The following is a 19703-nucleotide window of genomic DNA, read 5'->3' on the forward strand; positions in this document are numbered from 1 at the left end:
TGGAGACTATGGTCGCCGCACGGTGCTCAGGCCGTCGCGGACGATCGTGAGCATCCGGTCTCGGGCCGCCGGGGCGGCGGTGTCGCGCTCGCGGACCGCGCAACCGACCAGGAACGCTTTCAGGTCGGCGGCGTCGACGTCGGGACGGACCGCGCCTGCGCGCTGAGCGGCGCTGAGCAGTTCGGTCAGGACATGATTGAGGTCGTGTTCGCCCTTTGCAGCCGCGGCGGCGATGTCGAACCCGGTGCCGGAGAGCGCGTCGGCCAGTGCGCGGTTTGTCGCACCCTCGGCGGCCATGCTGGTGAGAAATTCGAACAGAGCCGGGCCTGCTTCATGAGTGGCACGCAGCTCGATCGCCCTGGTGACCAGGCGTTTGGCCACGCTCTGCACGATCGCCTCGTAGAGCGATTCCTTGGTCGGGAAGTGTCGACTGACGGTGCCGGTGCCGACGCCGGCGCGGCGGGCGATCTCGTGGATCGGCACCGTCGGCCCATCCGTGGCAAACGCATCGATCGCGGCGTGCAGAACCTTCGCCCGGTTGCGTACGCCATCGGCACGCGGCTTGCGTTGCTCGGCGATTTCGGACTCCTAAACGGGATGGTCATCCCGTATGCTCAAGCGGGATGGCGGTTCCGATTATAGGTGGTGGGCGCATTGTCCAAACCTTCGCGTGCGCGACGAGACCTGGGCCGGTGGTTGATCGGGCTGTATGCGGCGTTCGTCGTCGAGCACGCCTACGGGGCGGCCCGGTACGGCACCCCGATCAGGCTCGTCGGCCTCCTGCCGCTGGGGTTGCTACTGGTGCTGGCGCTGGCGCTGCTCGCGCGACATGCCCGCACCGGCAGCCGTCTGGCGCTCTCCGCCGGCGCGATCGTGGTCGCCGTGGCGTTCGTCGGCTTGGCCGGCCTCGTTGAGGGCGGTTTCAACCACGCCCTCAAGCTCGCGTTCCACGCCGTGGGTATGCCCGACGACAGGTTGCGGCACGTGTTCGGTGGGTTGAATTTCGTGGTGCCCGACGATGTGGTCTTCGAGGGGGTCGGCACGGCAACGCTGGGCCTGGCCGGAGCGGTGGCCTGGCACCTGGCGCAACTGCTGCGCTCCGCTCGATTGCCGGACTCCAACGCGTCGGTGCGGCGCGCCGGTGTGGCCGTCCTGGTCGCGGCGGGTGCGCTGCTCGGCGCGTACGTCACCGAGCCGCTCGGCCACGCAGGCCTTGTCACTCTCGCCATCCTTGGCACCGCCCTCGGGGTCACGCTGATGGTGGTGTCCGGGGTGGTTGGACAAACGGGATGCGCGTCCCGTATCTTCCATCTAAACGGGATGCACATCCCGTTTAAATGACGAGGGGAAGCCGCGTGAAACCGTCGCTCGTTCTGAAGGCTGTCGCGGTGCTCGACATCGTCGTTCTGGGTGCGGTGTGGCTCATCGCGCCCGGGATCGGCCTTGCTGACCACCCAGATGCCCGTTCGCTGCTTGTGGCACGGGCGCTCGGCACCGATCTGGTGGTCGTCGGTGTGATGAACTGGATCATCAGTGGCCGCGACGACGCAGCCATGCGGCCGTTCCTGCTGCCGAACCTTGTGATGCACGTGGTGCCGGCGGCAATCATCGTCACCCTGATTTTCAGCGGTGCCTTCGGTGCCGCGGACTGGCTCGGCGCCGGTCTGCACATCGCACCGGTCGTGGTGCTGACCTGGTGCCTGGCATCACCGACGCAACGACGCGCGGCACGCGCCCAGGCCCACGCCTGAACGATGCGCCGGCCGCCGGCGGCGGCACCCCCGGCCAGACCAGGTGGGTGGTGCTTCGGCACTCCTTCCTAGAGGTTGCGCTAGGACCGCGCGGGGAGTTGGCGCACGTGCGGCGGGCCGCAGCGCCGAAGGTATCGGGACGTGAACCAAGGTCTATTTTCGCTCCCCGGACGTGGCCGACACCGCATCCGGGCCGGATAGTGGACAGCGTGAGCCTGGAGATCAGAGGTATCTCATACATCGCTGGCCATAGCTCCGGCGAGGCGGTGCGCCGGGACATGCGTGCCATCCGCGAGACCCTGCACTGCACGACGGTGATGGTGATCGGCACCGATACCGGCGCGCAGATGGAGGCGGCGCGGAGCGCCCTGGACGTCGGCCTCGATGTCTACATCCGGCCGTATGTCGCCGACCGCCCGCGCCGCGAGATCCTGGCCCATCTCACGGCGACGGCCACCGCGGCCGAGGAACTACGCGTCGACTACCCGGGTCGAGTCACGCTGCTGGTCGGCAGCGAGTTCTCCCTCACCTCCCCGGGGATGGTCCCGGGACCCCGTGTCTTCATCCGGCTGCAGGTGCTGGTGCGGTGGCGACGCTTCTTCGACCGCCGGATCACCCGCAAGCTCAACGCCCTGCTCGGCGCCGCCCTGCCCGTCGCCCGCGCCGCGTTCCACGGGCCGGTCACCTACGCCGCGGGCTTCTGGGAGAAGGTCGACTGGTCCGGCTTCGACCTCGTCGGCGTCAACCTCTACCGTTTCGGCCCCGACCCCGCCGCGTACCAGCAACGGCTGCGCGCCCTGCTGCACGAGGCGGACAAACCGGTGGTCATCACCGAGTTCGGGTGCGGCGCCCACCTCGGTGCCGAGCGCCGCGGGCCCGGTTCGTTCCGGATCGTGAACTGGTTCGCCCAACCGCCCCGAGTCAGGGACGGACACGTACGCGACGAGTCCACCCAGGCGGCGTACCTGGCCGAACTCATCGACCTCTACGCCGCACACGGCGTACACGGCTGCTTCGTCTTCACCTTCGTCATGCCGGACTTCCCGCACCACGCGGACCCGCGTCGCGACCTGGACATGGCCGGCTTCGGCGTGGTGCGGGTGCCCTCCGAGGACCCGTCCCAGTGGGAGCCGAAGGAGGCGTTCCACCAGGTGGCGCGGCGTTACGAGGCAGCCGAGCGTGCCGCCGCTGGCAGCGGCACGGCTGGGTGATCCTCGATTCGCTGCCTCAGCAGCCCAGGTCCACGCCGTGCGAGCGCATGAACGGGGCGGGGTCGATCTGGTTCCACATGCCCTGGTGCACCTCGAAGTGCAGGTGCGGGCCGGTGGCGTCGCCGGTCGCGCCCTCGTAGCCGATGACCTGGCCAGCCTTGACCGCCTGCCCCACGGTGACCGCGATGCGGCTCTGGTGGGCGTAGTGGGTCAGGTACCCGTTGCCGTGATCGATGAAGACGGAGTTGCCGTACCCGTCGGACGCGTCACCGGCCTGGGTCACGGTGCCGGCGGCCGCGGCGCGGATCGGCGTACCGGAGGGCAGTGCCAGGTCGATGCCGGCGTGCAGGGTGCCCCAGCGCTGCCCGTAGCAGGAGGTGACCTCGGCTCCCGGCATCGGGTTGACCCAGGCGGGCGTGGGCTTGGTGGTCTTCTTCGGCTTCGGCTTGGCCTTCGCGGTGGCCGTCTTCGCGGGTGCCGGGCTGGCGCTGGTCGCCGACGGGGTCGGCGTGGGGCTGCCCGAGGGAGTGACCGGGGTGCTCGACTCGCGAGTCGAGCGGTCGGCCCGGCTGGCGGCCTCGTTGCGGGACTGCGCGTCGAGGGAGACGGCGGCGGGTGCCGGCTGGTCGGTGCCGGTGGTGGCGACGACGACGCCACCGAGGCCGAGGGCGAGCAGAGCGGCGGCGCCGAGCACGATGAGGCGGTTGCGCCGACGGGGGAGTTCCGGCGGCCCGGTGGGAGCGGTGTCGCGGGTGTTCTCGTTCTGGACGGGGCTGTCTTCTTGCACGGCGGACCTTCACAGTCGAGGGGCACTTGACCTCGAAATACTGGTGTCGGGCCGGGTTGGAGGCGGGATGGGGACCGGGGGCCGGGCGATGGAGGGCGGCTCACCTGCCCGGATATGACCCGCTCTGCGGTGCTACGACCGGAAAAGTGATCATGCGGTGCAGTGTCGCCGCTCACAATCTCCACTGTGACCTGGGAGACATCGGCCAACGAAAAACCGCCCGGATCGACAGATCCGGGCGGTCAACGGTCGGTACGCAACGTCAGGAGCCGGCTACCTCGCTGTAAATTGCCTCGACTTGCAGCTTGATGTCCACTCCGCGGTCCTGCAGGAACGGCACCGGGTCCATCGGCTTGCCCTTGACATGGATCTCGAGGTGCAGGTGGGTGCCGTAGGCGTGACCGGTCTGGCCGACCAGGCCGAGCTGGTCGCCCGCCTTGATCTGCTGGCCTTCCTTGACGCTCACCGCGGAGGAGTGGCCGTAGATGGCCTCGCTGCCGTCGGCGTGCTGAACGATCACGGCGTTGCCGTACCCGCCGAACCAGCCGGCCTTGGTGACCAGGCCGTCGTGGATCGCCACAAAGGGCGTGCCCTCGGCGGCGACCAGGTCGACGCCGGTGTGCATCTTGCCCCAGCGCATCCCGTAGGGGGAGTTGAAGTCGTAGCCCTGAAGCGGCAGCAGCCACACCTCGGGCTCGGCGCTGTCCTTGCTGCGGCTGTCCCGCGAGGCGCGGTCGGCGTTGTCGGCGCGGGCCTTCACGTCCTGGCTGGTGACCGACGCCTGCTTGAGCTCGTCGAGCACCTTCGGGCTGACGTCCTTGGCGTCCGGCAGGGCGCTGGCGCCGAGTGCGACGATGCCGGCTCCGACGAAAGCGGTGGTGACGACAGCGGCGTAACGGCTACGCGGTGGGGTGGGCACGCGGCGACGACCGCGATATCGATCGGGCTCAGACGACAGGCGCTGGCGCACGCACACCCTCCGTTGTCGGGGTTCCGAAGCGGCCGGTGGACGTTCGTGAAGCTCCGATGAACGTCCGCTGACCGCGTCGTCACCCGTCCATGGACCTGATGACAACCGTGGACACGTTAGCCAACCACCAGAGGAGTCACAAGCTAGAGCGAGAAATTGGCGTGTCGATCTGTCCGTTTGCGTCCATGATTGTCACGCATCGTGACGCCGAACGGTGCCCCAGATGCTGCCCGTTCGTCGCCGAGCGTGACCGGTCCGGCGGACTCGTCCGGCTTGACTGCGGGCAGCGCCGGGTCACGCCCGGGCGGCGCGGATAGCGTCGGTGCGACCACTCCCGGCCGGCAGCGGTCGCGGCGGGCACCTGTCGGGCGCGGAACCCGGATTTCCCGGGCCGGGCCCGCCGGGTTACCGTTCGTTCAGGTGAAGGCCGTGAAGCCGGTGAAAGGTGTGCGCTGATGAGCTCTCGAATTCGGGTCGTCGTCGCCAAGCCCGGTCTGGACGGCCACGACCGGGGAGCGAAGGTCGTCGCGCGCGCACTGCGCGACGCGGGGATGGAGGTCGTCTACACCGGCCTGCACCAGACCCCCGAGCAGATCGTGGAGACCGCCATCCAGGAGGACGCCGACGCGGTCGGCCTGTCCGTCCTCTCCGGCGCACACATGACGTTGTTCCGGCGGGTGCTGGAACTGCTCGGTGAGCGGGACGCCCGCGACATCGTCGTGTTCGGTGGCGGCATCATTCCGAACGGCGACATTCCCGAGCTGGAAAAGCTGGGCGTCGCGAAGATCTTCACGCCGGGCGCCACCACTCAGGCGATCGTCGAGTGGGTCCGAGAGAACGTCGCGCAGCCGGTTTCCTGAGGCTCGCCGCGACGGTCGGCTCTGGCGAGGCGGATTTGGGCACGGGGGAGGGGCCGGACGCACCCCTCACACGTCCGGCCCCTCTATGCACGATGCCCCGCCGCCACCCCTCGACCGACAGGGCATCGGCCGTATCCCGTCTTTGCGCTGCTCAGCGCTCCGACATCTGACTCAACGACGCCCCCACGGCCGGGTTACGCCACCGGGGCAACATCGCCCGGACGGTGGATGCGGACCGGGTCGTGGCCGGAAACCGGCCGCTCCCGATGTCCGGTTGTGCATTACCGCACACCACGCACCCGCTCGGTTGCCGGCGGTGCCGGCCTCGCTAGGCTGCGGCCAATGGCCTGTTTCAACTGATGACAGGCGTCAAACTGTTTTTGAACGCTGGTGGCGGCGCGACGGCGCGCCGCGGAGACGGGACGGGACGCGCAATCGTGGACCTGTACGAGTACCAGGGGCGGGACCTGTTCGAGCGGCACGGCTTGCCCGTGTTGGCCGGCGGCGTCGCCACTACCCCGGAAGAGGCCCGTGCGATCGCCGACCGCCTCGGCGGTCGCGTGGTCGTCAAGGCGCAGGTGAAGGTCGGCGGCCGCGGTAAGGCCGGCGGCGTCAAGCTGGCCGAGGGCGCCGAGGAGACGGTGGCCCGTGCCACCGACATCCTCGGCATGGACATCAAGGGCCACACCGTCCACAAGGTCATGATCACGGTGACCGCGGACGTGGCCGAGGAGTACTACTTCTCGTACCTGCTCGACCGGGCGAACCGCACCTTCCTCTGCATCGCCAGCGTGGCCGGCGGCATGGACATCGAGCAGGTCGCCGCCGACACCCCCGACAAGGTGGTGAAGGCCCCGATCGACGCCGTCAAGGGCGTGGACGAGGCCAAGGCTCGCGAGATCGTGACCGCCGCCGGTTTCCCGGCCGAGGTCGCCGACCAGGTGGTCGAGATCGCCGTCGGCCTGTGGCAGGCGTTCGTCGCCGAGGACGCCACCCTGGTCGAGGTCAACCCGCTCGCCAAGAACGGCGACGGCCGGATGCTGCTGCTCGATGCCAAGATCAGCCTGGACGAGAACGCCGCGTTCCGGCACCCGGACCACGAGGCGCTCGTGGACCAGGCCGCCGTGGACCCGCTGGAGCAGGCCGCCAAGGCCAAGGACCTCAACTACGTCAAGCTCGACGGCGAAGTCGGCATCATCGGCAACGGCGCGGGTCTGGTCATGTCGACCCTCGACGTCGTCGCGTACGCCGGTGAGCGGCACGGCAACGTCAAGCCGGCCAACTTCCTCGACATCGGCGGCGGCGCGAGCGCCGCGGTGATGGCGAACGGGCTGGAGATCGTGCTCTCCGACCCGGCCGTGAAGAGCGTCTTCGTCAACGTCTTCGGCGGCATCACCGCCTGCGACGAGGTCGCCAACGGCATCATCCAGGCGCTGGCCCTGCTGGAGCAGCGCGGCGAGCAGGTCACCAAGCCGCTCGTCGTCCGTCTCGACGGCAACAACGCCGAGGCTGGCCGGGCGATCCTGGACAGCGCGAACAACCCGCTCGTGCAGCGGGTGGACACCATGGACGGTGCGGCCGAGCGGGCCGCCGAGCTGGCAGCTGCGGGGGTCTGATCATGGCTATCTGGCTGACCAAGGACTCGAAGGTCATCGTTCAGGGGATGACCGGTTCCGAGGGTTCCAAGCACACCCGGCGGATGCTCGCCGCCGGCACGAACGTGGTGGGCGGCGTCAACCCGCGCAAGGCGGGCCAGACCGTCGACTTCGACGGCACCGAGCTGCCGGTCTTCGCGTCGGTCGCGGACGCGATGGCCGAGACCGGGGCCGACGTCACGGTCATCTTCGTGCCGCCGCAGTTCACCAAGGCCGCCGTGGTCGAGGCGATCGACGCCGCGATCGGCCTGGCCGTGGTGATCACCGAGGGCGTGCCGGTGCACGACACCGCGTCGTTCTGGGCGTACAACGTGTCCAAGGGTGAGCAGACCCGGATCATCGGGCCGAACTGCCCCGGCATCGCCTCGCCCGGCGCGTCCAACGCCGGCATCATCCCGGCCGACATCACCGGCTCGGGCCGGATCGGCCTGGTCAGCAAGAGCGGCACGCTGACCTACCAGATGATGTACGAGCTGCGCGACATCGGCTTCTCCACCTGCGTCGGCATCGGCGGTGACCCGATCATCGGGACCACCCACATCGACGCCCTGGCGGCGTTCGAGGCCGACCCGGAGACCGACGCCATCGTGATGATCGGTGAGATCGGTGGCGACGCCGAGGAGCGGGCCGCCGAGTTCATCAAGGCGAACGTCACCAAGCCGGTGGTCGGCTACATCGCCGGCTTCACCGCCCCGCCCGGCAAGACCATGGGTCACGCCGGGGCGATCATCTCCGGCTCGGCCGGCACCGCCGAGGCGAAGCAGGCGGCGCTGGAGGCGGTCGGCGTCAAGGTCGGCAAGACGCCGACCGAGACCGCCAAGCTGATGCGGGAGATCATGTCCGGCAGCTGAGCCGGCCAGGCAACACCGGAGGGGGTCGACCGCAGCCTGGTCGGCCCCCTCCGGCGTACCACCGGGGCGCCGAACGGACCGTAGGCTGCCGGCGTGCTGACAGTGCAGCGGCTGAGGGCCGACCACGCGGACGCTCTGCTGGCGTTCGAACGGGAGAACCGGGCGTACTTCGCGCGCTCGGTGCCGGATCGTGGCGACGCGTACTTTTCCGGGTTCGCCGATCGGCACCGGGCGTTGTTGGCCGAGCAGGAGGCGGGCCTGTGTCACTTCCACGTCGTCCTGACCGAGCAGGGTGACCTGGTCGGCCGGGTCAACCTCGTGGATGTCGCGCCCGGGTTCGCCGAACTCGGCTACCGGGTCGGTGAGCGGGCCGCCGGCAAGGGCGTCGCCACCGCGGCTGTCGAGCAGGTGTGCCACCTGGCCGCCGACGACTACCGGCTCGCCGGTCTCACCGCGCTGGCCACCCTCGACAACCCGGCGTCCCAGGCGGTGCTGGCACGCACCGGTTTCACCGTGACCGGTGAAACCAGCATCGGTGGCCGCCCGGCTCTGCGCTACCAGCGTCAGCTCGCTGGTCGACCGGCTCGCTCAGTCGTTGTTCCAGAACGGGTAGTTGCCGGTCGCCCGCAGGATCGCGCCGCCGATGATGTTGATCACGCCGAAGACGATGGCGAGGTAGCCGAGCAACGGTGACTGCCCGGACCGGCGGGCGTCCCGGATCGACAGGTAGCCGAAGATGATGCCCAGGATGCCGCAGCAGATCAGCCCCAGCACGATGCCCAGCACACCCCAGAGCGTGGTCCGGTCCCGTCCCCGGGCCGGTGGGGGCGGGGGTGGCGGGTATGGCGTCGTCACAGCTTCCTCCGGGCGGTCGTGGACGGCGAGCCGGCCGGACCGCGACCGGCGGACCCGACCCGGGCGGTGGCGACTCGCGCCCCCTCTGGCCGAGGCTAGACCGGACCGGGTCGCCGAGGCCCTGGTTCGGTCAACTCGTCGCCCTTCGGACGGGTTAACGGACTGCCACCGCCTTCCCGACGTGCCAGAGTAGAGCGGATGTCCCCCGTCACCCCTGACCGTCCCAGCCGTCCCGGCGGTGTGCGCGCCGACGACCGGCCGGTCGACCGTGCCGCGCCGGCCCGACGGGTGCCCGCGCCCCGCTCGGGCGGGACGCCACGCGGGCGTGCGCCGCTGCCCGTCGCCGCCGGGGTGGCCGCCTGCTGGGCCGCGCTCACCTCCTACCTGCCGGTCGCCATCGTGCTCGGCCTGGTTCAACTCGGCACGGATTCCAGCACTCTGACCAACACCCTGCGCACCGCGCTGGCCGGGTGGCTGCTCGGGCACGGCGTGCCGCTGCACACCGCGTCCGGTCCGCTGGGGCTCGCCCCGCTGGCGCTGACCGTGCTGGCGCTGTGGCGGCTGACCCGGGCCGGTGTGCACGTCAGCCGCGCGATCGGCGCCCGCGACACCCGCTCACCGCGACGGGCGCTGCTCGCCGCGGGCTCGGTCGGCATCGCGTACGCGCTGCTCGGCGCCCTCGCGGCGGTGCTGATCGGCGCCAACGGACCGGATGTGTCGGTGGTCCGGGCCGGAGTGACGTTCGCGGCGGTCGGCACCCTCGCCGCGCTGGTCGGCGCGACCCGCGTCACCGCCGTGACCCGGCTGCTCGTCACCCGGCTGCCGGCCCCGGTGCGCGACGGCGTGCGCAGCGGTCTGGTGGCCGGGCTGCTGCTGCTCGGCGCGGGTGCCGGGGCGGCCGGCCTGGCGGTGGCCACCGGCGGCGGCGACGCGGCCGACATGATCGGCGCGTACCGGACCGGGGTCGCCGGGCAGGCCGGGATCACCCTGGTCAGCGCCGCGTACGCGCCGAACGCGGCGATCTGGTCGGCCAGCTACCTGCTGGGGCCGGGTTTCGCGGTCGGCATCGACACCGCGGTCCGCACCAGCGAGGTGTCGGTCGGCGCGTTGCCGGCCGTGCCACTTCTCGCCGGTCTGCCGCGAGGTCCGGTGGACGGTCTCGGCGCTCTCCTGCTCGCGGTGCCCGTGCTGGCCGGGATGGTCGCCGGCTGGTTGCTCGCCCGCCGGGTGGCTCGACTCGCCGGTCCGGAGCGGGCCCCGCAGCGCTGGGCCGAGGTGCTGGTGCCGGCGGCGCTGGCCGGGCCGGTGGCCGGAGTGCTGCTCGGCGTGGCCGCCGCGCTGTCCGGCGGGTCGCTCGGCGCCGGCCGGCTGGCGCAGGTCGGGCCGGTGGGCTGGCAGGTCGGAGCGGTGGCGGCAGGTGTGATCGCGGTCGGCGCACTCCTCGGTGCCGCGGCCACCCGAGCGCTCACCCGCGCCCCGGCCCAGTAGGAGCGCTCAGCCCGGCCCGGTAGGCCAGGCCCCGGCCGCGTCCTCGTGCGGGTGAACGAGCGCGGGGCGCCCCGGACGAATCCGGAGCGCCCCGTCGACAGCGAGCCTGGTCAGGGCTGGCCGGGCAACGTCACCTGTGCCACGACGGACACGATGATCAACACGATGCCGAGCCCGACGGCGACCGCGCCGCAGATCAGGCCGGCCTTGGCCTGCCCGGCGTTGCTGGCCTGGCCCTGGGCGACCTTCTTCCGGGCGAGGTAACCGGTGACCACTGCCGCGATGCCGACCGGGATGCCCAGGGAGAAGCAGCAGAGCAGCGGGATCGCCGCGATACCGAGGATCATCGACACCAGGCCGAGGGTGTTGTTCTGCCCCTGCGCCTGCGGGTACCCGGCGTTCGGGTAACCCGGGGCGTTGCCGTACTGGGGCTGCTGCTGGCCGTACGGGTCCTGGTACGCCGGCGGCTGACCGTACGGCTGGCCGGAGGTGGGCTGCTGGCCGTACGGGGCCTGCGGTGCGCCGTACGGGTCCTGCTGACCGTAGGGCTGGCCCGAGGTGGGCTGCTGGCCGTACGGGGGCTGGGGTGCCGCGTACGGGTCCTGCTGACCGTAGGGCTGGCCGGAGGTGGGCTGCTGGCCGTACGGGGCGGCGGGCGGCGGGGGGGCGGTCGGGTCCTGGTTGGGCTGCTGGCCGTACGGGTCCTGACCGGGGTTACCGGGCTGCATTCGAAGAGCTCCTTGGACTGGTTCCGTCAGTTACTGCTGTGTGTTTCCATCCATGATCGCGTTCAGTCCTCCCGATGCCCAGTGCGGCAACCGGTAGACATTCTTCCCGAAGCGCAGGAAAAGGCAGTTCTTGCTCAACTCCGCGGGTCGGGCCAGCGCCGTGGCGCGGGTGGGCGGGACGTTCGGCCCGAGCGAGCGGCAGCGTACCGGGTCGATGCACGTCGACGCTGTCGAAGATCGGCGCACCGCCCAGCGGAGGGGCATCCTGACCTGCCCGATAGGGTGGCCCGGTGACCGAGCCCGCGCCTGTCGCCCGCATCGTCGTCCTCATCTCCGGCTCCGGGAGCAACCTTCAGTCGCTGCTGGATGCCGCCGCCGACCCCGCGTACGGCGCACAGGTCGTCGCGGTCGGCGCGGACCGCGACGGCATCGCGGGCCTGGACCGGGCCGACGCGGCCGGGGTGCCGACCTTCGTCGAGCGGGTCCGCGACCACGACACCCGGGAGGACTGGGACCGGGCGCTCACCGCGCACGTCGCGAAGCACCAACCCGACCTGGTCATCTCCGCCGGCTTCCTCAAGCTGGTCGGCCCGCACTTCCTCGCCGCCTTCGGTGACCGCTACCTGAACACCCACAACACCCTGCTGCCGGCGTTCCCCGGCATCCACGGTCCGCGGGACGCCCTCGCCTACGGCGTGAAGCTCACCGGGGCCACCCTCTTCTTCGTCGACGCCGGTATGGACACCGGGCCGATCGTCGCGCAGGTCGCGGTGCCGGTGCTCGACGACGACGACGTCGACACGCTCACCGAGCGCATCAAGGAAGCCGAGCGGCGCCAGCTCGTCGAGCAGGTCGGTCGCCTGGTCCGCGAAGGCTGGACCATCACCGGAAGGAAGGTCACGGTTCCGTGAGTCCCACTCAGGACGGGCGCCGCCCGATCAGGCGGGCGCTGGTCAGCGTCTACGACAAGACCGGGCTGGTCGAGCTGGCCCAGGCCCTGCACGCGGCCGGCGTGGAGATCGTGTCCACCGGCAGCACGGCGGGCACCATCGCCGCCGCCGGGGTGCCGGTGACGCCGGTGGAGACGGTGACCGGGTTCCCCGAGGTGCTCGACGGTCGGGTGAAGACCCTGCACCCCAAGGTGCACGCGGGTCTCCTCGCCGACCTGCGCAAGGACACGCACGTGGCGCAGCTCGACGAGCTGGGGGTGGCGGCGTTCGACCTGCTGGTCTCCAACCTCTACCCGTTCCAGGCGACCGTCGCGTCCGGCGCCGGCGTCGAGGAGTGCGTGGAGCAGATCGACATCGGTGGCCCGGCCATGGTGCGGGCCGCCGCCAAGAACCACGCCTCGGTCGCCGTGCTCACCGACCCGGCCGGTTACCCGGCGCTGCTCGGCGCGCTCAGCGAGGGTGGCTTCACCCTGGCCCAGCGTCGGGCGCTGGCCGCCCGGGCGTTCGCCGACATCGCCGAGTACGACGTCGCGGTGGCCCAGTGGTGTGCCCAGGAGCTGGCGCCGGCCGACGACTCCTGGCCGCAGTTCGCGGGGCTGGCGCTGCGCAAGTCGACCGCGCTGCGGTACGGCGAGAACCCGCACCAGCCGGCGGCTCTCTACACCGACCCGGACGCCCCCGCCGGGCTGGCCCAGGCCGAGCAGCTGCACGGCAAGGAGATGTCGTACAACAACTACGTCGACGCGGACGCCGCCTGGCGGGCCGCGAACGACTTCGCCGACCAGCCGGCGGTGGCGATCATCAAGCACGCCAACCCGTGCGGCATCGCGGTGGGTGCGGACGTGGCCGAGGCGCACCGCAAGGCGCACGCCTGCGACCCGGTGTCGGCGTACGGCGGGGTGATCGCGGTCAACCGGCCGGTCTCGGTCGAGCTGGCCCGGCAGGTCGCCGACATCTTCACCGAGGTCGTGGTCGCGCCCGGCTTCGACGACGGCGCGGTCGAGGTGTTGCAGGGCAAGAAGAACATCCGGCTGCTGCGGGCGCCGGCCTGGACCCCGGCGCTGGTGGAGCTGCGGCAGGTGACCGGAGGCGTACTGGCCCAGGTCGCCGACCGGGTGAACGCCCCCGGCGACGACCCGGCGAACTGGCAGTTGGCGACCGGAGAGGCCGCCGACGAGGAGCTGTTGCGGGACCTCGCGTTCGCCTGGCGGGCGGTCCGCGCGGTGAAGAGCAACGCGATCCTGCTCGCCAAGGACGGCGCCACCGTCGGCGTCGGCATGGGTCAGGTCAACCGGGTCGACTCGGCGCAGCTCGCGGTCACCCGCGCCGGCGCCGACCGGGCCCGTGGCTCGGTCGCCGCCTCGGACGCGTTCTTCCCGTTCGCCGACGGCCCGCAGATCCTCCTCGACGCCGGCGTCCGCGCCATCGTGCAGCCGGGAGGCTCCATCCGCGACGAAGAGGTCATCGAAGCAGCAAAGAAGGCAAACGTAACGATGTACCTAACGGGAACCCGCCACTTCTTCCACTAACCCCACCCCCTGTTCGCGTCGATCATGGAGTTGTGGTGCCCCGCAAAAGGGGTACCGGCCAAGAAATCGGCCACCACAACTCCATGATCGACGTGTCGGGCGGTCGGGTTAGGCCGGGAGGGGTGGGCGGAGTTCGGCGAAGTGGCAGGCCGACGGGTGCGGGTCGGCTGCTCTCGGGACCGTCTGCGGGTCTTCCTTGGCGCAGATGTCCTGGGCCTTCCAGCACCGCGTCCGGAAGTGGCATCCACTCGGCGGGTCGGCCGGGCTGGGCACGTCGCCGACCAGCCGGATCATGTTGCGCTGATCGCGGGCCTCCGGGTCCGGCACCGGCACCGCGGAGAGCAGAGCCTGGGTGTACGGGTGGGTGGCCCGCTCGTAGATCTCGTCCTCGGTGCCGATCTCCACGATCCGGCCGAGGTACATCACCGCCACCCGGTCGGCGATGTGCCGCACCACGGACAGGTCGTGGGCGATGAAGATGTACGAGAGCCCCAACTCGTCCTGGAGCTGCTTCAGCAGGTTGATCACCTGAGCCTGGATGGAGACGTCCAGCGCCGACACCGGCTCGTCGCAGACGATCACCTCGGGCCGCAGGGCGAGCGCGCGGGCGATGCCGATGCGCTGCCGCTGGCCGCCGGAGAACTGGTGCGGGTACCTGTTGATGTGCTCCGGGTTGAGCCCGACCAGGTCGAGCAACTCCTGGACCCGCTTCTGCTTGCTGCCCTTCGGCGCGGCATCCGTGTGGATCTCGAACGGCTCGCCGATGATGTCGCCGACGGTCATCCGCGGGTTCAGCGACGTGTACGGGTCCTGCATCACCATCTGCATGTTGCGGCGTACCCGACGCATCTCGCCCCCGGAGGCCTTGAACAGGTCGCGACCTTCCAGGGTGGCCCGGCCGGAGGTGGGCGTCTCCAGTCGCATCAGCAGTCGGGCGAGGGTGGACTTACCGCAGCCGGACTCACCGACCACGCCCAGCGTCTCGCCCCGACGCAGCTCGAAGCTCACCCCGTCGACGGCCTTGACCGCGCCGATCTGCCGCTGGAACAGAACGCCCTGCGTGATCGGGAAGTGCTTCACCAGGTTGTCGACGGAGAGGATCGTCTCGCCGCGGACCTTCGTGGGGTTAGCGGGCGACGCTGTCATCACGGACCTCCTGCGCGAAGTGGCAAGCGCTGGTCCGGCCGTCGCCGAGGACCAGGTCGTGCGGTACGACGTCCACGCAGACCTGCTGGACGTACGGGCACCGGGGGTGGAACGGGCAACCGGACGGGATCCGCATCAGGTTCGGCGGCAACCCCTTGATCGTCGACAGTTCCGCGCCGCGGACGTCCAGGCGCGGGATCGACTCCAACAAACCCTTGGTGTACGGGTGGGCGGGCGCCTTGTAGAGCGAGCGGACGTCGGCGTGTTCGACGATCCGGCCGGCGTACATGACCGCGATCCGGTCCGCGACACCGGCGACCACACCCAGGTCGTGGGTGATCAGGATCATCGCCATGTTGCGTTCCCGGCGCAGGTCGGCCAGCAGGTCCATGATCTGGGCCTGGACGGTCACGTCGAGCGCCGTGGTGGGCTCGTCGGCGATCAGCACCTTCGGGTCCAACGCCAGCGCCATCGCGATCATGACGCGCTGCCGCATGCCGCCGGAGAACTGGTGCGGGTAGTCGCCGATCCGCTTGGCGGCCCCCGGGATCTTGACCAGGTCCATCAGCTCGATGGCGCGACGTCGGGCGTCGGACCGGGACATCCCGGCGCGCTGACGCAGCGTCTCGCCGATCTGCCAGCCGACCGGGAACACCGGGTTCAGGGCGGAGAGCGCGTCCTGGAAGATCATCGCGATCTCCTGGCCGCGGATCTGCCGGCGCTGTTCCTCGGAGCGGGTGAGCAGGTCCTGACCCTGGTAGAGGATCTGCCCGGAGCGGACGAACGCCGGCGGGGTGTCCAGGATGCCCATGATCGCCTGGGCGGTGACGGACTTGCCCGAGCCGGACTCGCCGAGCACGGCAAGCGTCTCGCCGGCGTCCAGGTGGTAGGACACGCCGTTGATCACCCGGGCCACGCCCTCGTTGGTGCGGAACTCGACGTGCAGGTCCCGCAGCTCCAGCAGGTGGCCGCCCTCGGGCGTGGCGGAGGCGGGCGTCGGTTGAACGGTCATGGCTGTGCCTGCCTTTCGCTCGCGACCGCGGGGCTCGCTTCGCTCAGTTCTCGCGCTCGCATGAGTCACCGCAGCTTCGGGTCGAAGGCGTCACGGATCGCGTCGCCGAGCATGATGAACGCCAGCACGGTCAACGCGAGGAATGCCGACGGGACGATCAGCGGTGTGGCCGCCTCCCGCATGTGGATGCGGCCGGTGTCGATGTCCTGACCCCACGAGATGGTCGGCGCCTTCAGGCCGATGCCCAGGAAGGACAGCGTCGCCTCGGCCGCGATGAACGAGCCGAGCGCGATGGTCAGCACGACGATGACCGGGGCCAGCGAGTTCGGCAGGATGTGCCGCCACATGATCCGGCTGTTGCCGGCGCCGAGCATCCGCGCCGCCGAGACGTAGTCCTGCTCCTTGGCGGTGATCACCGAGGACCGGACCACGCGGGCGGCGGTGGTCCAACCGAGCAGGGCCAGCACGAAGACGACCGCGCCGATCCGGGCCCACTGGTTGTCGCTGGACACCCGCTTGAGCAGCACGATCGCGGCCAGCAGCAGCGGGATGCCGAGCACCACGTCGATCACCCGGGACAGCACCGCGTCGACCCAGCGGCCGAAGTAGCCGGCCAGCATGCCGATCACCAGCGCGATGATCCCGGTGCCGAGCGCCGCGAGCGCGCCGACCAGCAGCGAGGCGCGGGTGCCGTAGACCGCCCGGGAGTACGTGTCGCAGCCCTGGAAGTCGTACCCGAAGATGGCCCCGCCGGACGGCCCGGCGTGCTGCCGGGAGAGCAGGCAGTCGTTCGGGTTGTTGGCGGTGAACACCCCGGGGAGCAGCGCCATCAGGGTGAAGATCACGACAAGCGCCAGCGAGATCCAGAAGATCGGGTTGCGGCGCAGATCGCGCCAGGCGTCCCCGGCCAGGCTGCGGGGCTTGTTCGCGGCGCCGACCTGGTTGGGTGTACCCGGCTCACCCGAGGGGCCACGCCGCGCGGCCTGGTTCTCGCTGGCCGCCACAGTCTCAAAGTCACTCATGCCGCCACCTCGCTGCGCTCACTCATGCCGCCACCTCGCTGCGCTCGGCGCCGGCATGAGTGCCCAGGCACGCTGCGCTGATGATTCGTTCGCTGCGCTCACTCATAGCGGATCCTCGGATCGAGTACGGCGTACAGGACGTCCACCACCAGGTTCGAGACCAGGTAGACCACGACGAGCACGCTGACGATGCCCACCACCAGGGGGCCGTCCTCGGTGCGGATGCCACGGAAGAGGTTGAAGCCCACGCCGGGGATGTTGAAGACGCCCTCGGTGATGATCGCGCCGCTCATCAGGTTGCCCAGTTCCACGCCGAGGAAGGTGACGACCGGGATGAGCGAGTTGCGCAGCACGTGGACGACGACGATGCGGCGCTTGACCAGGCCCTTGGACCGGGCGGTCCGGACGTAGTCGGCGCGCAGGTTCTCCGCCACCGAGGCCCGGGTGAGCCGCAGCGCGGTGGCCAGCGACAGCGAGCCGAGCACGATGCCCGGCAGGAGGAGTGCGTAGAACGTCGGGTCGGAGCCGGCGGTGGGTGGGAAGAGTTGCCACCTGACGCCCAGGAAGTACTGCGCCAGGGGTGCCAGCACGATGGTCGGGATGCCCAGCACCAGCAGGGTCAGCACCAGCGTCGAGTTGTCGAAGATGCTGGCCCGGCGGATGCCGGCGAGCACACCGGCGGTGACCCCGAAGATGATCGCCACGGCGAGCGCGATGAGCGCCAGCCGGACGGTGACCGGCCAGGCCTGCTGGAGGATGTCGCCGATGTTCCGACCGGTGAGCGACTCGCCCAGGTTGCCCTGGAGCAGGTTCTTCACGTAGTCGAAGTAGCGGTAGAAGAAGCCGCCGACGCCGGTGGCGTCCAGGTGGTACCTCTCGGTCAGGTAGGCCCGTTGGGCCGGCGTCACCGGCCGCTCACCAGCGAGCGCCTGGATGGGGTCGCCCTGCCCGGCGAATGTCAGCGCGTAGACGATCAGGGTGGTCCCGAAGAACGCCAGGACCATCTGCAGTAGGCGCCGCAAGATGTAGCGGAACATGCTTAGCAGTCTCTCCGGAAATGTGCGAAAGGGTCGCAGGACGGCATCTCTGGTCGTACCCGAAATATCCGAGACGTGCCGTCCGGCCCGGGGAAGCCGGCACCACCGACGCCGGGACCGCTCTGCGACCCGACCCGGTGGTGCGGTCGGGCCACCCGGGCGTCGCCCGGGTGGCCCGCACCTTGGTCAGCTCAGCTGGCCGCTTCGATCTTGACGAGGTTGACCCGCTGGAACAGGTCCATCTGCACGTTCTTGACCTTGGACGAGTGGCCGAACACGTTCTCGCCGAAGCGGAGCGGGATCACCGGCATGTCCTTGGCCAGGATGTCCTCCGCCTGCTGGTACTTGGCGATCGCCTCGTCCTGCGTCTTGGCGGCGGAACCCTCCTTGACCAGCTTGTCGAACTCCGGGTTGCTGTAGCCGTAGTAGTTCGACGAGCCGTTGGTGCTGTACAGCGGGCCGAGGTAGTCCTCCATGGTCGGGTAGTCCATGACCCAACCCATCCGGAAGGCACCCACCGGCGTCTTCTTCTCGACCTTGGTGAGCAGGTCGGCGAACTTCGGCTCGGCCGAGCCGACGGCGTCCACACCCAGGTTGGCCTTGAGCTGGTTGACCGTGGCGTCGACCCAGTCCTTGTGACCGCCGTCGCCGTTGTAGGAGATGACGATCTTCTTCGGGCCGCCGGCGGCCTGGTAGAGCTTCTTGGCCTCGGTCGGGTTGAACTCGCCCGCCTTGCCCGTGGTGTTCTCCCGGTAGCCCGGCAGGACCGGCGAGACGAAGGAGCGTGCCGACGTCTGCGAGCCCTTGAAGACCGACTTGGTGATCTCGTCACGGTCGATCGCCATCGAGATGGCCTTGCGCACGTCCGGGTTGGCGTAGTCCTTGTCGAACGTCGGGAACGCGAGGAACTGGAACGACGACATCGGACTGGTCTGGTACCGGTCGCCCAGGTCGCTCGGCGCGGTGCTCAGGCTCTCGGTCGGGATCGTCGGCAGCACGTCCAGGTTGTCCGCCTGGACATCCGCGTAGGCCGCGGTGAGCTGCTGGTAGATCCGGAACTCGACGTCCTTGACCTTGGGCTTCTCACCCGGGTACGCGTCATAGCGCTCGACGTCGATCTTGCTGTCGTGCTGCCAGGTGCCCTTCATCTTGAAGGGACCCTGCCCGATCGGCGCCTGCTCGAAGCCGTCCTTGAGCACACCCGGGGCCGTGAACGCGGCCTTCGGCAGTGGGAAGAACGCGTTGTAGCCGAGCGTGGTCTTGAAGTCGATGTACGGGGCGGACAGCGTCACGGTGAACGTGCTGTCGTCGACCTTCTTCAGGCCGGACATCTCCTTGGCCTTCGGCGCCTTGCCCTGGAGGTCGGCGTAGCCAGCGATCTTGTCGAAGAAGGCGTTGGCGTCCTGACCGTTGGGGGCGTACGCGCCGTAGTTCCAGGCGTTGATGTAGTCCTCGGACGTGACCTTCTCACCGTTGTGGAAGGTGAAGCCGTCCTTGAGCTTGATCGTCCAGACCTTGTTGTCGGACGAGGTGATCGACTGCGCGGCGACCTCGTACGGCTTGTTCTGGGCGTCGTAGTCGACGAGCGGGCTGAACAGGCCGGCGATCACCTGTGACCCGGACGTCTCGGTGGTGTTCGTGGGAACCAGGTGCTTCGGCTCGGCGATCTGGATGCTGACCGCCGACGTGCCGTTGCCGCTGGATCCACCGTCTCCGCCGCTGCCGCAGGCCGCGAGGCCCAGCGTCACCGCGAGCGGGAGGGCGGTCCAGGCGGCGAGTCTACGAACTCGCATTGAGCCTCCTCATCTCCTCACGCTGCGCAGTCAGGCCCGACGCTGGGTTACGCTGCGC

20 protein-coding genes are annotated in these 19703 nt (G+C 70.0%); 10 read left to right on the top strand and 10 right to left on the bottom strand.

Features of this window, described 5'->3' with window-relative positions:
• Positions 1-6: 6 nt before the first annotated feature.
• Positions 7-579, bottom strand: coding sequence for a helix-turn-helix domain-containing protein (locus tag AB0O48_RS08910; protein WP_365064396.1), 573 nt, complete (start codon positions 577-579; stop codon positions 7-9).
• A 75-nt stretch (positions 580-654) separates the two neighbouring features.
• Here AB0O48_RS08910 and AB0O48_RS08915 point away from each other — a divergent pair, with 75 nt between their 5' ends.
• The 3 genes from AB0O48_RS08915 to AB0O48_RS08925 all read left to right on the top strand — a co-directional run bounded on the left by AB0O48_RS08915 (position 655) and on the right by AB0O48_RS08925 (position 2962).
• The gene (locus AB0O48_RS08915) at positions 655-1341 is read left to right on the top strand and encodes a hypothetical protein (RefSeq protein WP_365064131.1); all 687 of its coding nucleotides are present in this window, start codon (positions 655-657) and stop codon (positions 1339-1341) included.
• Positions 1342-1355: 14 nt separating this feature from the next.
• Positions 1356-1751, top strand: coding sequence for a hypothetical protein (locus AB0O48_RS08920; protein ID WP_365064133.1), 396 nt, complete (start codon positions 1356-1358; stop codon positions 1749-1751).
• 278 nt (positions 1752-2029) lie between these two features.
• Positions 2030-2962: a hypothetical protein gene (locus tag AB0O48_RS08925; protein WP_365064136.1), complete on the top strand. Its 933-nt coding sequence runs from the start codon at positions 2030-2032 to the stop codon at positions 2960-2962.
• Between the two features lie 16 nt (positions 2963-2978).
• Here AB0O48_RS08925 and AB0O48_RS08930 read toward each other — a convergent pair whose 3' ends face one another.
• Complete coding sequence (locus AB0O48_RS08930) at positions 2979-3749, bottom strand: M23 family metallopeptidase (RefSeq protein ID WP_357247050.1); 771 nt, start codon at positions 3747-3749, stop codon at positions 2979-2981.
• A 262-nt stretch (positions 3750-4011) separates the two neighbouring features.
• The gene (locus AB0O48_RS08935) at positions 4012-4719 is read right to left on the bottom strand and encodes a M23 family metallopeptidase (protein WP_357247047.1); all 708 of its coding nucleotides are present in this window, start codon (positions 4717-4719) and stop codon (positions 4012-4014) included.
• A 455-nt stretch (positions 4720-5174) separates the two neighbouring features.
• Between AB0O48_RS08935 and AB0O48_RS08940 the strand changes: the two genes are divergently transcribed.
• From AB0O48_RS08940 to AB0O48_RS08955, 4 genes are all read left to right on the top strand, one after another.
• Positions 5175-5579, top strand: a complete 405-nt coding sequence (locus AB0O48_RS08940) for a cobalamin B12-binding domain-containing protein (RefSeq protein WP_088987674.1) — start codon at positions 5175-5177, stop codon at positions 5577-5579.
• Between the two features lie 437 nt (positions 5580-6016).
• A complete protein-coding gene (gene sucC, locus AB0O48_RS08945; RefSeq protein ID WP_357247044.1) occupies positions 6017-7195 on the top strand; it encodes an ADP-forming succinate--CoA ligase subunit beta in 1179 nt (392 codons plus the stop codon).
• A 2-nt stretch (positions 7196-7197) separates the two neighbouring features.
• Positions 7198-8085, top strand: coding sequence for a succinate--CoA ligase subunit alpha (sucD, locus tag AB0O48_RS08950; RefSeq protein WP_365064141.1), 888 nt, complete (start codon positions 7198-7200; stop codon positions 8083-8085).
• Between the two features lie 93 nt (positions 8086-8178).
• The gene (locus AB0O48_RS08955; RefSeq protein ID WP_365064144.1) at positions 8179-8778 is read left to right on the top strand and encodes a GNAT family N-acetyltransferase; all 600 of its coding nucleotides are present in this window, start codon (positions 8179-8181) and stop codon (positions 8776-8778) included.
• Here AB0O48_RS08955 and AB0O48_RS08960 read toward each other — a convergent pair.
• Positions 8674-8940 (bottom strand): DUF4190 domain-containing protein, encoded by a 267-nt coding sequence (locus tag AB0O48_RS08960; RefSeq protein WP_357247035.1) that lies wholly within the window; start codon positions 8938-8940, stop codon positions 8674-8676. The genes AB0O48_RS08955 and AB0O48_RS08960 overlap by 105 nt on opposite strands.
• A 198-nt stretch (positions 8941-9138) precedes the next feature.
• Between AB0O48_RS08960 and AB0O48_RS08965 the strand changes: the two genes are divergently transcribed.
• Positions 9139-10428, top strand: coding sequence for a DUF6350 family protein (locus AB0O48_RS08965; RefSeq protein ID WP_365064149.1), 1290 nt, complete (start codon positions 9139-9141; stop codon positions 10426-10428).
• 110 nt (positions 10429-10538) lie between these two features.
• Here AB0O48_RS08965 and AB0O48_RS08970 read toward each other — a convergent pair whose 3' ends face one another.
• Positions 10539-11156 carry a DUF4190 domain-containing protein gene (locus AB0O48_RS08970; protein ID WP_365064151.1) on the bottom strand — a complete coding sequence of 206 codons (618 nt, stop codon included), beginning with the start codon at positions 11154-11156 and terminating at the stop codon, positions 10539-10541.
• A 290-nt stretch (positions 11157-11446) separates the two neighbouring features.
• On the opposite strand from AB0O48_RS08970, the gene purN reads away from it, so the two are divergent.
• Together purN and purH are read left to right on the top strand one after the other, a co-directional pair.
• Positions 11447-12067 (top strand): phosphoribosylglycinamide formyltransferase, encoded by a 621-nt coding sequence (gene purN / locus AB0O48_RS08975; RefSeq protein ID WP_091406347.1) that lies wholly within the window; start codon positions 11447-11449, stop codon positions 12065-12067.
• Complete coding sequence (purH, locus tag AB0O48_RS08980) at positions 12064-13635, top strand: bifunctional phosphoribosylaminoimidazolecarboxamide formyltransferase/IMP cyclohydrolase (RefSeq protein WP_365064154.1); 1572 nt, start codon at positions 12064-12066, stop codon at positions 13633-13635. Before purN ends, purH begins: the two co-directional genes overlap by 4 nt.
• Before the next feature lie 108 nt (positions 13636-13743).
• On the opposite strand, the gene AB0O48_RS08985 is transcribed toward purH, so the two are convergent.
• From AB0O48_RS08985 to AB0O48_RS09005, 5 genes are all read right to left on the bottom strand, one after another.
• Positions 13744-14781 (bottom strand): dipeptide ABC transporter ATP-binding protein, encoded by a 1038-nt coding sequence (locus tag AB0O48_RS08985; RefSeq protein WP_365064156.1) that lies wholly within the window; start codon positions 14779-14781, stop codon positions 13744-13746.
• Complete coding sequence (locus AB0O48_RS08990) at positions 14762-15793, bottom strand: ABC transporter ATP-binding protein (RefSeq protein ID WP_357247021.1); 1032 nt, start codon at positions 15791-15793, stop codon at positions 14762-14764. The genes AB0O48_RS08985 and AB0O48_RS08990 overlap by 20 nt, the downstream gene beginning before the upstream one ends.
• A 65-nt stretch (positions 15794-15858) precedes the next feature.
• Entirely contained in the window at positions 15859-16815 is a 957-nt protein-coding gene (locus AB0O48_RS08995; protein WP_357247018.1) for an ABC transporter permease, read from the bottom strand.
• 98 nt (positions 16816-16913) lie between these two features.
• Positions 16914-17852 carry an ABC transporter permease gene (locus tag AB0O48_RS09000; protein ID WP_357247015.1) on the bottom strand — a complete coding sequence of 313 codons (939 nt, stop codon included), beginning with the start codon at positions 17850-17852 and terminating at the stop codon, positions 16914-16916.
• Between the two features lie 191 nt (positions 17853-18043).
• Positions 18044-19645 carry an ABC transporter substrate-binding protein gene (locus tag AB0O48_RS09005; protein WP_357247012.1) on the bottom strand — a complete coding sequence of 534 codons (1602 nt, stop codon included), beginning with the start codon at positions 19643-19645 and terminating at the stop codon, positions 18044-18046.
• Positions 19646-19703 lie beyond the last annotated feature (58 nt).

Origin of the sequence: Micromonospora sp. NPDC085948, assembly GCF_040686315.1 — a bacterium.
Classification (GTDB): Bacteria; Actinomycetota; Actinomycetes; order Mycobacteriales; family Micromonosporaceae; genus Micromonospora.